Annotated in this window: 13 protein-coding genes; 7 read left to right on the top strand and 6 right to left on the bottom strand. The window is 39.0% G+C overall.

Going from position 1 to position 15,144, the window contains the following annotated elements:
• Nucleotides 1–53 precede the first annotated feature (53 nt).
• From GM418_RS05130 to GM418_RS05115, 4 genes are all read right to left on the bottom strand, one after another.
• Nucleotides 54–653 (bottom strand): carboxymuconolactone decarboxylase family protein, encoded by a 600-nt coding sequence (locus GM418_RS05130; RefSeq protein ID WP_158863819.1) that lies wholly within the window; start codon nt 651–653, stop codon nt 54–56.
• Between the two features lie 11 nt (nt 654–664).
• Nucleotides 665–1,711: an AI-2E family transporter gene (locus tag GM418_RS05125; protein WP_158863817.1), complete on the bottom strand. Its 1,047-nt coding sequence runs from the start codon at nt 1,709–1,711 to the stop codon at nt 665–667.
• A 58-nt stretch (nt 1,712–1,769) separates the two neighbouring features.
• Complete coding sequence (locus tag GM418_RS05120; protein WP_158863815.1) at nt 1,770–2,018, bottom strand: hypothetical protein; 249 nt, start codon at nt 2,016–2,018, stop codon at nt 1,770–1,772.
• Between the two features lie 79 nt (nt 2,019–2,097).
• Nucleotides 2,098–3,429 (bottom strand): saccharopine dehydrogenase C-terminal domain-containing protein, encoded by a 1,332-nt coding sequence (locus GM418_RS05115; RefSeq protein WP_158863813.1) that lies wholly within the window; start codon nt 3,427–3,429, stop codon nt 2,098–2,100.
• Between the two features lie 379 nt (nt 3,430–3,808).
• Between GM418_RS05115 and amaB the strand changes: the two genes are divergently transcribed.
• Nucleotides 3,809–5,356 (top strand): L-piperidine-6-carboxylate dehydrogenase, encoded by a 1,548-nt coding sequence (gene amaB, locus GM418_RS05110; RefSeq protein ID WP_158863811.1) that lies wholly within the window; start codon nt 3,809–3,811, stop codon nt 5,354–5,356.
• 17 nt (nt 5,357–5,373) lie between these two features.
• On the opposite strand, the gene GM418_RS05105 is transcribed toward amaB, so the two are convergent.
• Both GM418_RS05105 and GM418_RS05100 read right to left on the bottom strand, forming a co-directional pair.
• A complete protein-coding gene (locus GM418_RS05105) occupies nt 5,374–6,150 on the bottom strand; it encodes an endonuclease/exonuclease/phosphatase family protein (RefSeq protein WP_158863809.1) in 777 nt (258 codons plus the stop codon).
• 6 nt (nt 6,151–6,156) lie between these two features.
• Nucleotides 6,157–6,798 carry an SGNH/GDSL hydrolase family protein gene (locus GM418_RS05100; RefSeq protein ID WP_158863807.1) on the bottom strand — a complete coding sequence of 214 codons (642 nt, stop codon included), beginning with the start codon at nt 6,796–6,798 and terminating at the stop codon, nt 6,157–6,159.
• A 96-nt stretch (nt 6,799–6,894) separates the two neighbouring features.
• On the opposite strand from GM418_RS05100, the gene GM418_RS05095 reads away from it, so the two are divergent.
• From GM418_RS05095 to GM418_RS05070, 6 genes are all read left to right on the top strand, one after another.
• Complete coding sequence (locus tag GM418_RS05095; protein ID WP_158863805.1) at nt 6,895–8,166, top strand: outer membrane protein assembly factor BamB family protein; 1,272 nt, start codon at nt 6,895–6,897, stop codon at nt 8,164–8,166.
• A 567-nt stretch (nt 8,167–8,733) separates the two neighbouring features.
• Nucleotides 8,734–10,548 carry a translational GTPase TypA gene (typA, locus tag GM418_RS05090; RefSeq protein WP_158863803.1) on the top strand — a complete coding sequence of 605 codons (1,815 nt, stop codon included), beginning with the start codon at nt 8,734–8,736 and terminating at the stop codon, nt 10,546–10,548.
• A 185-nt stretch (nt 10,549–10,733) separates the two neighbouring features.
• Entirely contained in the window at nt 10,734–11,948 is a 1,215-nt protein-coding gene (locus GM418_RS05085; RefSeq protein WP_158863801.1) for a PQQ-binding-like beta-propeller repeat protein, read from the top strand.
• 129 nt (nt 11,949–12,077) lie between these two features.
• Entirely contained in the window at nt 12,078–13,130 is a 1,053-nt protein-coding gene (locus GM418_RS05080) for a sensor histidine kinase (protein WP_158863799.1), read from the top strand.
• Between the two features lie 6 nt (nt 13,131–13,136).
• Entirely contained in the window at nt 13,137–13,865 is a 729-nt protein-coding gene (locus tag GM418_RS05075; RefSeq protein ID WP_158863797.1) for a LytR/AlgR family response regulator transcription factor, read from the top strand.
• 17 nt (nt 13,866–13,882) lie between these two features.
• Entirely contained in the window at nt 13,883–15,130 is a 1,248-nt protein-coding gene (locus tag GM418_RS05070) for a PQQ-binding-like beta-propeller repeat protein (RefSeq protein WP_158863795.1), read from the top strand.
• Nucleotides 15,131–15,144: the final 14 nt, after the last annotated feature.

Below are 15,144 nucleotides of genomic sequence, written 5' to 3'. Positions count from 1 at the left end.
AAAAAATATTTTATTAATATTTTCAGAAGAATTTGTGAACCGAACAACTGCAACTAATAAGTATGTTTTCCCGGAGTCCAGCCTTTTGGGGAAAGCAGTTTTTCCCCTGATTCATTTGCATCTGTTTCGAGCTCGGTTCCCATTGAATCGTTCCAGCGGTTGAGGTAGCCAAAAAGTGCAATTACACCGGTAATTTCCACAATTTCACCCTCATTCCAGTATTTTCTGAGTTTTTCAGCCACTTCATCATTTACAGAATTTGGGACTGTAGAGGAAGTAAAAGCAAAACTGAGTGCTGCTCGTTCAGCCTCCGAAAAGGCCGGGTGGGTTTTAAATTCCCATATATTTTCCAATTGTTCTTTTTTTGCGCCGTAGCGTTCTGCAGCCCGGATGGCATGAGCCTGACAATATCTGCAACCTGCAGTATTGCTGCTGATATAGGCAATCATTCTTTTTAGCACGCTGGTAACACGCCCCTTATTTTCCATTACTGCTTTATTCATTTCTATAAATGCATAGGCAATTCGCGGGCGGTGATGCATTGTTTTTACGCTGTTCGGACAAAAGCCCAGTGTCTCCTGATAAAATTCAATTAACTTTTGCAGTTCAGGATCTTCGACTCCTTTTTTTGGAAATACCAGTGGTTGTTTCATAGTTTGTTAACTTATTTCGGATCTGCGGGTATTTTTATATTTCCTTTTTGACTTAATAAAATTGCAAACGGACGTGTCCCCGGGAATTCAGACATAATGATAATTAAAATTACAGTTATCGGGACACTGAGTAACATACCAATCACTCCCCACATCACACCCCAAAGTGAAAGCGTTAAAAATACAACCAACGGACTTATATTGAGCGTATTCCCCATAACACGAGGCTCCACTAAATTTCCTACAATCAGTTGGATTGCTCCGACAATTGCCAGAACCAACAGACCGGGAGTGAATTCGCCAAACTGAAGGATAGCAAAGATAGCTGGAAAAATAGTAGCTATAAGAGAACCAATTGTAGGAATAAAATTCAAAATAAAAATCAGAAAGGCCCAGAAAAGCGGGGCATCAATACCAATAAGAAGCAAAACAAAGTAGCTTAAAAATCCGGTAAGCAAACTTACCAGAGTTTTTAATGCAATATAATTACCAATGGAATGGTCTATTTTGTCAATCATTTCATTTACCTGGTCATATCGCTTTTTATCCGGATACATGGCCTTAACCTTTTTGGGGAAAATGGGTTCCTCCAGCAAAAGAAAAACCAGGTAAAGGAGCACTGTAAACGCATCGCCAAATACGCCGGTAAGAGCTGAGAATATTTTGGACAAAATATCTCCAAAGTTCAGATCTTTAGCAAAATCATTTAACATCGTCATCAGGTCCACATCAAACTGTTCGTTTATCGACTGGGTGATTTTGTTCACATTCTTTTCATAAACAGGGAGGGTTTTTGATATGTGCTGAATATTGGCTGAAATCATTTCTACGGCGAAAACCAGAAAACTCAACAACAGTATCGAGGAAATAAGAGTCAGAATCCATTTTGGCCAGCGCCTTATAAATTTAACTTTCGACAGGATTTTTTTTATAACCCTTATCATAAACCAGAACAGAATGGCCAGAATGAAAGGGATAATAATCGATTGGGCATAAATTAATACCACAACCACTGTTATTACAATAAGAAAAATGTAAATTTTTTTCGATGTTTCCATGAACAGGTTTTACGGAAATATTTGCATTATTAGTAAAGGTAATAATAATGAAATATTTTTAGGAAATATAGTGTTGCTCAATAAAATCGTGTATTTCCTGCCATTCTTTATCAAAACTGGTTTTTGGCATTGGTCTTTGTGCCCGGTAATACCAGTATGAAGCATTACTTAAATCAGGTTCTTTTCGGTGAAGATATGCATGAATCCAGTATGCATCCCTGTTCCCAACATCCTGAACTAATTTGTGTGCTCCATCCCAGTCTCCATTTTTATCCAATTCCAGTGCCTTCAATAATTTATTTTTCATGACTCAGTTATATATCCGGTGTTAAAAAATATACGCGGATTCAATTGTTTGGTTGCTAATACTCGAATGAAAAAGATGATTATCCCAATTGTTCTGATGCAGGTAAGCCCCAGTCCTCCACCATCGCAATTCCGAGTTTTTCCAGTTCGTTTAAAACCGGCTCATAAATTGATTTTGCCACAGGAATCTGCACTCCGGTGTCTTTAATCTTTCCTTCCAATATCATTTTTACCGCAATCGCTGCGGGTAGTGCAACAGTCCGGGCAATAGACGTATCCTCTTTGGTTGCAAAATCCAGTAAACGCGATTTGACAATTTCTGTTTTTCCATTTGCTTTTTCAACAAGAAATGAATGCAACATTATTACCATGTCACGCGCTCCGTCAGGGAGCATCATCTTTTTTAACATGAGGTCGGCGGTTAAATCAAATGTGCTTCCCTCTTTTAACTGGATCCTTTCTCTGCTGAACAGTCCCAGCCATTCCATCGCAGCAATTGCCGGACTGAGCAAATCCAGTTTTAATTTTTCTGCAACCTTTTCCTTTACGCGCGCCGGGTAAACATTTATATTTTCAGCAACAATATCGCAATATGCTCTTCCTTTGAAATCCTTTTTTTCGTAGCTTACCATCCCCAGTGCTTTTATAGCGTCCATTGCTTCGCACCAGTTTGGGTAACGGAATGTCCCTCGAAACATCGTTTCAATATCGGGTAAATTGTATATGTCAATATAAGCCAGCGAATCACGGTTGGGGTAGACTTCCATTCTCCCAACTTCAGGAAAATTAATTTGAAGTGGATTTTTAAAAAGATTTTCAGTTGGAATTTCAACAACTTCTCCTTTTTTAAGAAATTTGGCTCCATTGTTTCCGGCCGTAATCACACCGCGCGGCGACCATGAAAATTTATATCGAAAAGGATTATCGGCTTCTTCGGGAGCAGCAAGTGCACCACATAACGAGTAAAATTCTTTGATTTTTCCGCCGTCGCTGTGAACTTTGTCAATAATTCGCATCGCAGTCATGTGATCAAACCCCGGATCTACGCCGATCTCATTTAAAATGATAATTCCCGCATCTTTTGCCTCGTTGTGAAGGGCTTTCATTTCTTCCGAAACATAGGAAGTGGTAACCATATTTTTTTTGAACTTCAGGCAGGCTTGGGCAACGTTTACATGGTAGGTATAAGGCAACAACGAAACCACAAGGTCGTGTTCCGAAACCATTTTGTCCAGCTCTTCCCGGCGCTCAATAGTCCAGGATACTGCGCGCCCGTTGTTTCTGGTTTGAATTAACTTGTCAGCTTTTTCTTTCGTCCGGCTCGCAATGGTTAGCTCAAATTTGTGGTCGAGAAGATAATCTGCAATTGGTTTGGCTACCATCCCCGCGCCAAAAAGAAGTATTTTTTTCATGTTTTATTTCGTTTTTCAAATCAGGAACTTGTTTTTCTGTTGTAATTCCTGCCACCCTTTTATTTGAAAGTTAAAGTTGGTGAATTTTTTGGAATTAAAGCTGAACTTAATGTTACTTAAACAAAAACCGTGCTGTTATACAACATTTCTAAATAGTACAAATAAAAAGGTTTTGCGATCTGTTTTTTTTAAGTGAACAACTTTTCGTAAATTAAATAGATGATTCAATCGTATTCATGTCCGGTTTTCTTTTATGTCGGGATGCCTGAATGTCTCGATGAGGATGCGGTTTCGCATTAGTTTTTCCTTTCAACTTTTTTTTGAGAATACAACTGCTAAGTTGTAGTGATTTTATTTTTTAATACCTAAAGTGAAAACAATGAAATTTCAATTTGATATAAACGCAGACCTTCAAAAACTGGGGGTTGAACAAGAAAATTATGGCATTTGTACCGGAACAAAATGGAAAAAACCAACCGGGAATTTTGTGGAGTCGTTTTCTCCTTCTGATGGCAAATTAATAGGCGGTGTTTTTCAGGCTTCTCCGGCAGATTTTCATGAAGTGATTCAAACGGCTAAAACTGCATTCGAAACATGGAGAATGATTCCTGCTCCCAAACGTGGTGAAATTGTGCGGAAAATTGGTTTGGAGCTGCGAAAATACAAAAAACCGCTGGGCAGGCTGGTTTCTTATGAAATGGGGAAAATTTTGCAGGAAGGTTTGGGAGAGGTTCAGGAAATGATTGACATCTGCGATTTTGCGGTTGGTCAGTCGCGGCAGTTGTACGGATTTACCATGCATTCTGAACGCGAAAAGCACAGAATGTACGACCAGTATCATCCGCTTGGAATAGTTGGCGTGGTCTCAGCATTCAATTTTCCGGTAGCTGTTTGGGCATGGAATGCGATGATTGCGCTGGTTTGCGGCGATGTCGTGGTTTGGAAACCGTCTTCAAAGGTAGATTTGTGTGCGGTTGCTGTGCATAAAATTATTGCCAATGTTTTGAAAGAAAATAATGTGCCGGAAGGAGTTGTAAACCTAGTGGCTGCCGATTCCAATCAATTCGGCGACGAATTCTTCAGTAATAGAAATATTCCGCTTATTTCTTTTACCGGCTCAACAAAAGTGGGAAAAAAAATAGGGCGGCTTGTCGGCGAAAGACTTGGAAAAGCAATTCTCGAATTGGGCGGAAACAATGCAATTATAATTACTAAAAATGCCAATCCGGAAATGGCACTCCGCGCCGTTGTTTTTGGCGCTGTGGGAACTTGCGGGCAGCGATGTACCTCAACGCGAAGGATCATCGTTCATCAATCCATTTTTGAAACGTTTAAAGAAAAGTTGGTTGCAGTATACAAACAACTTGCTATTGGTCATGCACTCGACCCACAAACACTGGTTGGTCCGCTGGTTGATAAAAAAGCAGTGCAAAATTATTTGAATGCCATTCAGCGGGTGGAAGAAGCAGGTGGAAAAATGATTTTGAAAGGAGAAGTTTTGACTGGTGATGGATTTGAATCCGGTTGTTTTGTTCGCCCGTCGATTGTAGAAGTAGAAAACCATTTTTCAATCGTTCAGGAAGAAACTTTTGCACCTTTGCTTTATATGATAAAATATACGGAATTGGATGAGGCCATTCGTTTGCACAATGCCGTTCCACAAGGATTGTCATCGGCAATGTTTTCGACCAACCTTATGGAAACTGAAAAATTCTTATCGCACGAAGGTTCTGATTGTGGAATTGCAAATGTAAACATCGGAACTTCGGGAGCTGAAATTGGCGGTGCTTTTGGCGGAGAGAAAGAAACAGGTGGCGGAAGGGAATCGGGTTCCGACGCCTGGAAAAGTTACATGCGGCGGCAGACAAATACCATCAATTTTAGTACAAATTTGCCTCTGGCGCAGGGAATAAAATTTGAGGTGTAGCGATAAATTGGTGCTTTTTATTTTTGCAGTTTTAGTATTGCAAAATGAGCGCAATGATCTGAAGCGATACTGTCGCAAATTATTTTGGTTTCAATTACTTCCCATTTGCTTGCTGGTTTGTAAAGGATGTAGTCAATTTTTTTGTTCGGCTTATCCGAAGGAAAGGTAAACGGAACTTCGGTTTGATAAACATCTGTCCAAACAGATTCTAAAATACCGATGGCTTCGCTTTCAGGAGTAGCATTTAAATCGCCGGCTAAAATTGTAGGGTATTTATTTTTAGAAAAGACACGATTAATTTTTTTGGTTTGCGCAATTCGGTCAACACTATTTGCCAGATGATCGAGGTGAGTGCCAATAAAACAAATGGTGTCGCCGGAAGGGAGTTCTATTGTAATTTCCAATGCTGCGCGTGGTTCATTTTTCGGAGAATGGGGAAGCAAAACATTTCTGCCGGACAGAATCGGATATTTTGACAAAACGCCCTCACCATAACCGCCGCCGTCATAATCCATGGCTTTTCCAAACAGTGGTGCCATTTTTGTGCGCCAGCCGAGTTCTGTGGCCAAGTCGTAACCCCGGGCACGCCTGGTTTTGAAATCTACTTCCTGCAAAGCGACCACATCGGGATTGGTTTGTTTGATTACGGATGCAATTTTATCCAAATCGAAATCTCCATTGGTTGTTGCACCATGTAAAATATTAAAGGTTAAGACCCGGATTGTTTCCTCTTCCTGTGATTTAGCTACTGAAAACATCAAAAGAGCAGTAAGAAAAAAGACGTACCTTTTCATAAAATATTATAATTCCTTTTTTAAGAAAGAAGTGATTTTGTCGGCAATTTGTTTATATCCTTCTGGTGTATAATGCACATTGTTTAGCGCTTGCCCCTGTTTTTTGTGGATTTTTTTTGTGGTTTTCCAAATGTCGTTCACCAAAATTCCGTTTTCTTTCATAATTTGTTTCGCCACTTTGTTATATTTTAACTCGTCGCCGGCAAATCTTCCCGCTTCGTTTTCGGGAACATAAGAAGTTGTCACAAAAATTAATTTAGCCCCGGTCATTTTTAGTTTTTTTACGAGTTGCTCCAGATTTTGCTGATACTCTTCAACTGAATACGTTATTTTGCCATTTATTTTATCGCGGTTTCCCTGTTCTTTGGAATTTGGACTTCGATAACACAAATCCCACAATCCCCAATTAAACTGAATCACATCCCATTTTTCATCGTTTAGCCAGGAGTCCAGTTTTTTCAGTCCATTGCCGGTGTGCTGGCCGTTTCCCTCATTGTGAACCACAGTAGCTTTATCTGCCAACGCCTCTTTTACAAACGGAGTGTAGCCAATAGAAATGGAGTCTCCGATAATTAAGACTTTCTTTTGTTTTTGCTGAAATCCTGAAAAACTTATCAGCGCAATGAGTATAATTAGATACTTGTACATAACATTCGTTTAAGTTGGAATAAAAGTATGCTTTTATTTTGAGGCTGTAATAATTTTTAGGTTAACTTTGGTTGCTTGTAACCTAAACCTAAGTTTATGAAACGAAAAATCACAGCCACGGTATTTCCCATTTTTCTTTTTTGTGTTGTAAGTTTTGCTCAGAATCCAAATAGCTGGACACATTTTCGAGGCTCTAATATGGACGGACATGCGCAGGTTACAAAAGCACCTTTACATTGGAGCGATTCCACAAATGTTGTATGGAAAGTTCCGGTAAAAGGAACGGGCTGGTCGTCGCCGGTTGTTTTTGGAAATCAGATTTGGCTTACCTCCGCAACAGAAGATGGGAAAGAATTTTATACGTTTTGTTTCGATTTAAATTCAGGAAAGCTGTTGGATGAAAAAATAATCTTTTCCTGCGTCGAGCCACAACGTATCCACAGCACCAATTCTTATGCAACGCCCACACCGTGTATCGAAGACGGTTTTGTATATGTTCATTACGGAACATTTGGTACAGCTTGTATCAACACGAATAATTTTGATGTAGTTTGGAAACGAGAAGATTTAAAATGCGACCACATGCAAGGGCCGGCATCATCGCCCATTATTTATAAAGATAAATTGATTGTGCATTTGGAGGGAACAGAAGATCCGTATGTTGTTGCACTTAATAAACGTACAGGTGAAACCATTTGGAAAAGTGTGCGGCCAGAGAAAATTTATGATACACTGGAACCGGTGTACCGCAAATCTTACCAGACACCAATTGTGGTGAATGTAAACGGTCGGGATTTGTTAATCAGTAACTCTTCATTTATGTGCTTTGCGCACGATATTAATACAGGTGAAGTAATTTGGACCATTGAATATGGCTACGACTCTACCGTTAGCCAGCCACTTTTTTGGAACGGATTGGTATTTGTAAACTCAGGCTGGATTTTTCTGGATAACAAACCCTATTTTACACGGCAATATGCGGTAGACCCCACAGGAAATGGAGATGTTACAGAAACTCATATTAAATGGATGTATGAAGATGAAGTTCCGCAGATTCCAACACCGGTAATTATTGACGGGAAAATGTATATGGTCCACGACCGTGGAATGGTTACCTGCCTTGATGCAATGACCGGAGAAGTGATCTGGAAAGAAAAACTAAGAGGAAATTTTAATTCTTCTCCTGTTTACGCAGGTGGAAATATTTATTTTATCAATGTGAAAGGTTTTTGTTCGATTGTTAAACCCGGAGACACATTCCAAAAAATAGCAGAAAATGATATCGATGAAACTGTAAAAGCGGTTCCCGTTTTTATTCAGGATAAATTACTACTGCGTACAGAAAAGAATTTGTATTTGATAGAGTAGAAGGAACCTGCTTATTGGGAAAATAGAAACTCCTCAATGTTTTCAGGTGAAATCGTTTTTGTTGTATTAATAGGGTAGGCTTCAGTAAACGTTTTTGAAAAGCGAACTCTTTTTTTTGAGTTTAACTTAAATTCAAATGCTGAAAATTTTCCATCTGCTTCCTCAATGAAATTTATTTCCTGTTGTCTGAAAGTTCTCCAGAAATAATAATTCTATCTTTTATTGGTATTCTGTTATTGTTGTTTTCTTTTTTTTCGAAGTAAATCGAAATATTTAGGGTTAATTTTTCGGTTCTAATCGAAAATTTAACTGTTTGAGCAGCGTAGATAGGAAATTCCATTTTGAAAATATTGGAAGTTTAAAACTTATTGTTTTGTGTATTCAGAATCCGATATTAATTTTCTACATATAAATACCGATTTAACCGTAATTTGATTTTTCTGAAAAAAAACTTTCTTACTTTTGCGCGCCAATTTACTTAAATCATTCTGATTCAGTTTAAAGTGCAAACAAAGAATGAGAACATTTTTAGGTAAACGTGGTTTTAGTTTTTAGTAAAATTTGAAAATGACAGAAATTAGAAATATTGCAATTATTGCACACGTTGACCATGGGAAAACGACACTGGTTGACAGGATTTTACACCAGGTGAATCTTTTTCGTGAAAACCAGGAAGTTCAGGATTTGATTTTGGATAATAATGAACTGGAGCGGGAACGTGGAATTACCATTCTTTCCAAAAACGTTTCGGTACGTTACAAAGACACAAAAATCAATATTATCGATACCCCCGGTCACTCCGATTTTGGAGGCGAGGTAGAGCGTGTTTTAAACATGGCCGATGGAGTGTTACTGATTGTTGATGCTTTTGAAGGCCCGATGCCACAGACACGTTTTGTGTTGCAGAAAGCTATTGATCTTGGTTTAAAACCAATTGTTGTAATCAATAAGGTTGACAAGCCAAACTGTACACCTGAAATTGCACAGGAAAAAGTGTTTGATCTGATGTTCAGCCTGGAGGCAACCGAAGATCAGCTGGATTTTCCCACCGTTTTTGGTTCATCAAAAGCTGGCTGGATGGGACCCGACTGGAAAGAACCTACCAGCGATATCAGTTATCTTTTAGATGAAATAATAGAACATATTCCTGCAGCCCGGCATAAAGAGGGGACCTTACAAATGCGCATTACCTCACTGGATTATTCGTCTTACACCGGGCGGATTGCTGTTGGAAAAGTAACACGTGGCCAATTGGTGCCCGGGTCTCAGGTTTCGCTGGTTAAACGCGACGGAAAAGTGGTAAAAACCGTGGCCAAAGAAATTTACCTTTTTGAAGGTTTGGGAAAAGAAAAAACAAAAGAGCCGGTTCCTTCAGGTGAAATATGTGCCGTGCTTGGTCTGGAAGGATTTGATATTGGCGATACCATTGCCGACGGAGAAGAGCCGGAGGGATTAACGCCGATAAAAGTGGACGAACCAACGATGAGTATGTATTTTGTAGCAAACAACTCACCTTTTTTCGGGAGAGATGGAAAGTTTGTTACCTCGCGCCAGTTAAGAGACCGATTGTATAAGGAAACAGAGAAAAATCTTGCACTTCGGGTTGAAGATACTGCATCGGCCGATTCTTTTTTGGTTTATGGCCGGGGAATTCTTCACTTGTCTATTTTGGTAGAAACCATGCGTCGTGAAGGTTTTGAGTTGCAGGTTGGACAACCGAAAGTACTCACAAAAGAAATTGACGGAAAAAAACACGAGCCCATTGAAGCTTTAACAGTGCATGTTCCCGACGTATTCTCGGGAAAGGTGATTGAACTGGTTACACAGCGGAAAGGCGATATTGCCAATATTGAGATCAAGGAAGACCGCGCTCATCTTGATTTTTTAATCCCGGCGCGTGGATTAATCGGGTTGCGAAACCAAATGTTAACTGCAACCGAGGGAGAAGCAATAATGGCACATCGTTTTTATGGGTACGAACCCTGGAAAGGTGATTTGGGAGTTCGCAGAAACGGAGCCCTGATTTCGCTGGAAACCGGAACAGCCATTGCCTATTCAATTGATAAGATGCAGGATCGGGGGAAATTTTTTGTTGAACCGGGCGAAGATGTTTATGCTGGCCAGGTAATCGGAGAAAATACCCGTCAGGATGATTTGACCCTCAATATTGTAAAAACAAAAAAGCTGACCAATATGCGTGCTGCCGGTTCCGACGATAAAACCGCAATTGCTCCGGCTATAAAATTTTCGCTGGAAGAAGCTATGGAATATATTCGCAATGATGAGTATATTGAAATTACGCCAAAATATATGCGTTTGAGAAAAATCCTGTTAAACGAGCACGACCGGAAACGACAGGCAAAATCGGTTACTCAGGAATAAGTTTGATATTCAAAAATAATTTAAAGCTCTGTTTTTCAGGGCTTTTTTTATGTCTGTATTTGTTAACAAGTTCTTAATAAAATGTAAACATATATTACTATTTAGACATGTAATAAATTGAATTCACCCATTGCAAATGATGCGCATTGATTTTATTTTAGACGTTTAATATAAACCTTAAAGTCATGAGTAAAAATACTTTGTTGCTAGTTTTTATCCTTTTGCTAACAAGCTTTGTTTCTGATGCACAAATTCCTACCAAGTGGCGTGGTCCACATGGAAATGGAATCTATGATGAAACCGGTTTGTTAAAAGAATGGCCGGCATCAGGACCCGAAATAATTTGGCATTTTGATGATTTGGGAGAAGGATTCTCATCTCCTGTTTTTGCGAACGATATGATTTATATAACCGGAGGAAAAGACAACGAAGGGTATGTTATTGTTCTCGATAAGAACGGAAAATTGTTATGGAAAGAATCATACGGAAAAGAATTTTTTGAAAGCTACCCCGGCGTTCGGTCTTCGCCAACTGTAGCAGGCAATTTATTATATATTTATTCCGGTTACGGAGTTCTCACCTGTATGGATGCAAAAAATGGTTCCATAAAATGGCAGAAAGATATGCTGAATGATTTTGATGGCAAAAATATTCAGTGGGGAGTTACTGAAACGGTAGTTGTTGATGGTGACAGGGTTTTTGTTACACCCGGAGGGAAAAAAAATAACGTAGTTGCTTTAAACCGTTTTAACGGAGATGTGATATGGTCATCGGAAGGGAAAGGTGAGCTTTCCGCTTATTGTACGCCTCTGATAGTGGAATTGCCCGCAAGGAAACTTTTGGTTACTCACACCGCCGATAATTTGATCGGACTTGATGCTGCCGATGGTAAATTACTTTGGTCTTATCCACATACCAATCGTTGGGCCGTTCATCCCAATACACCAATTTATGAAGCCGGGGGGATATTTTGTTTCAGCGGATACGGACAAGGCGGGGAAAAACTTGAACTTAGTGCCGACGGAAGCAGCGTGAAGGAAGTATGGAAAAGTGAGAAACTTGATAGCCGCATTGGCGGAATGGTAATGGTTGACGGATATTTGTACGGCTCTGGTGACAAAGCCCGCGAATGGAGATGCGTAGATTGGAAAACAGGTGAAGAAAAATATGCATCAAAAGATTTAACCAAAGGCACGTTAATTTATGCCGGCGGAATGTTGTATTGTTACAGCGAACGAGGTGAGCTGGCACTGGTGAAAGCAACTCCTGAAAAATTTGATGTTGTAAGTCAAACAAAGGTAGAGTTAGGTTCAGCCCAACATTGGGCTCATCCGGTGATAAACGATGGTAAGTTATATGTAAGGCATGGAAATGTTTTAATTGCATACAAAATTAAATAAAGACTCATTCTAAATAACACAGAAAGAGGAGCTTGAAACATCTAAACATCTTCTTTTATTATGTGTTCGTCGCAGCAATTTGTTTGTTTATCAGGCATGAAGTAAGTTTGGTAAAAATCAAAAATTAAAATGGCAGAAAATCAGCTTCCTATATTTTTCAGGTTCCGCTTTTTGTGGCATCTTTTATTTTGGGTGCTGATTTTTCTGATGTATTGGATTACCTATGGAGGCTACCTCGATCGTTATCATGAAGAACTTATTATTAGCCTTACCTTGTTACCGTCGCGGATTATTGGTACGTATGTCTTCATATACTTGATTCTTCCCTTTGCAACGGAGAAAAAGAAGTTTATTACTTTTGGAATTCTTGCCGTTTTACACGCTGTTCTTTATGGTTTTATCATTTGGAGTTCTTATTATTTTACAAACCGATATACCGGGTATTATGACTTTTCTCATTACTCGCTTTTTTATCTCCCTAAGATCTTCAACAAGCTGATTTCAAATTATGGAATTCCGGTTTTGGCAACTGCAATAATAATTTTTAAGAAATGGTATGTCGATGAACAAAAAAATAAAAAGCTTGCAGAAGAAAAACTGGCCGCAGAGTTGAGTTTTTTGAGAGCCCAGGTTCATCCGCATTTTCTTTTTAACACACTCAACAATTTGTATGCGCTTACTTTAATAAAATCAGAAAAAACACCGGATATAGTATTAAAACTTGCGGGTTTGCTCGATTACATGATTTATAAAAGTAATGACGATTTTGTGCCGCTGGAAAAAGAACTGGATATATTGGAAAGCTATATTGAATTGGAAAAGATGAGGTATAACCAGAGACTTGAGTTAGATTATCAAATTGAAGGAGATATTGATAGTCATCAAATAGCACCTCTTATTTTATTGCCTTTTATCGAAAATAGTTTTAAACACGGTGCAAGTAACGATAGAGCAAAGCCCAATATTAAAATATGCTTAAAAGTTAGTGAGAAATTTTTGCAGTTAAATGTGCTCAATACAGTTCCGGGAGAGACTAAAAAAGACGAAACTGTTGGCGAAGGAATAGGTTTGAAAAATGTAAAAAGAAGACTTGAACTGATATATCCTGATTTGCACGATTTGCTTATCAAATTTAATAAAAAACATTTTGAGGTAGATTTAAAAATATTTTGGAATAACTAATTAACAATGGATAAAAAGGCAAAATGTTTAATAGTAGATGATGAACCTCTTGCTATTGAAGTGTTGAAAACACACCTCAGTAAAATAGATTCCATTGAAATTGCAGGAACCGCCTGTGACGCTTATGATGCCTTTAATTTTTTAGCCCAAAATAAAGTTGATTTAATGTTTCTTGATATTCATATGCCTGAAATGAAAGGAACAGAACTGATCAAAACGCTCAAAAATCCGCCTCATGTAATATTAACAACCGCCCATCGGCAATATGCCCTTCAGGGCTACGACTTAAATGTCCTCGACTATTTGTTAAAACCTATTTCGTTTGAACGGTTTATGCAGGCAATAGATAAATTTAATGCGTTTTTTGTATCCGGCAGTGAAGTATCCGTTCATAGAAAAGGAACAAACGAAGCATTTTTATACTTAAGAGAAAAAAATATAATTCATAAAATTCCTGTCTCCGAAATTGTGTTTACTGAAAGTATGGGCGATAACCTGAAAGTGGTTACTGAAAATAGAGAAATAAACATTCGTTACACAATTTCTTCCATCAGTGATATTCTCCCTTCCGACGATTTTCTGCGAATTCATCGTTCTTTTATAGTTGCATTGGGGAGAATAACAAGTTTCAGTCCGGTAAGTATTTATATTGGTGAAAAGGAATTTCCGATTGGCACAAGTTATAAAGAGGCGGTATTTAAACGCCTTGATTATAACGGATTTATAAATAAATAAAATCAATTAAACAACAAATGATGAGAACAACGATTACAATCTTTATTTTGCTTATTTCCGCTTTGAGTTTAAGTGCTCAACTCACGCAATGGCGTGGTCCGAACCGTGATGGGGTTTTTAAAGAGACAGGCTTGCTAAAAGAATGGCCTGCTGATGGGCCCGCGCAAATTCTGGAAGCGGAAAAAATAGGCAAAGGTTGGTCATCGCCGATCTTTTACAACAATATGATTTACACAACAGGAATGATTGATACCCTTGATTATCTTTCGGCAGTTGATATGGAAGGAAATATAAAGTGGCAGGTGCCGTATGGCCGCTCCTGGAACCAGTCATTTCCTGACACAAGAAGTACTCCCACAGTTGAAGACGACCGTATTTATGTACAAAGCGGAACCGGCAGGCTGGTTTGTTTAAATCGGGAAACCGGTAAAGAAATTTGGGCCGTGGATGTGGACAAAGAATTTGAATGCCAGTACCACGTTTGGGGAAATGCTGAAACTCCGCTTATTGTTGATGACAAAGTTATTTGTACTCCCGGTGGACAGAAAACAAGCGTGGTTGCTTTTGACAAAATGACCGGGGAACTGGCCTGGCAAAGTGAATCGATAGGAGGACCAAGAGCCTACGCCTCTGCAACCGTTTATGAATTTAACGGACATCGGTTTGTGTTGGCTGTGATTGCTTCGCACCTGATTGCCCTGGATCCGAATTCAGGGGAAATAAAATGGACGTATCAATATTGGAAACCGGAAGAATGGAAATGGCAGGACAATGGTTTAATCTGGACAAATACTCCTCTTTGTAAAGACAATCGAATCTTTATAACCATGGGCTATGATTATCCGGCTGTAATGCTTGAAATGGATTCATTGGGAACCGGTGTCTCTGAAGTATTTGTCGACCATACTTTTGATAATCATCATCATGGAGTTATTCTGCATGATGGTTATTTGTACGGTTCAAACTGGTTTGATAACAAAAGAGGCCGCTGGGTTTGTATGAATTGGAATACAGGCGAAATTAAATATGTTGCCGACTGGGATACCAAAGGATCGCTTGTAATGGCCGACGGTATGTTGTATGCATACAACGAAAGAGGAAATGTAGGCTTAGTAAAACCGGATCCTGATGGATTTGAAGTTGTTAGCCAATTTAAAATTAGTAAAGGTGCCGGAACACACTGGGCGCATCCGTTTATTGCCGACGGTAAATTATTTATGCGCCATGGTGAGGTTTTGATGGTTTACGATATCAAAAACAAATAGAAACTAAAGAAATA

Source organism: Maribellus comscasis, assembly GCF_009762775.1.
Lineage (GTDB): Bacteria > Bacteroidota > Bacteroidia > Bacteroidales > Prolixibacteraceae > Draconibacterium > Draconibacterium comscasis.
The sequence above is the reverse complement of the archived record's forward strand: the minus strand, read 5'-3'. Positions and strand labels throughout refer to the sequence as shown.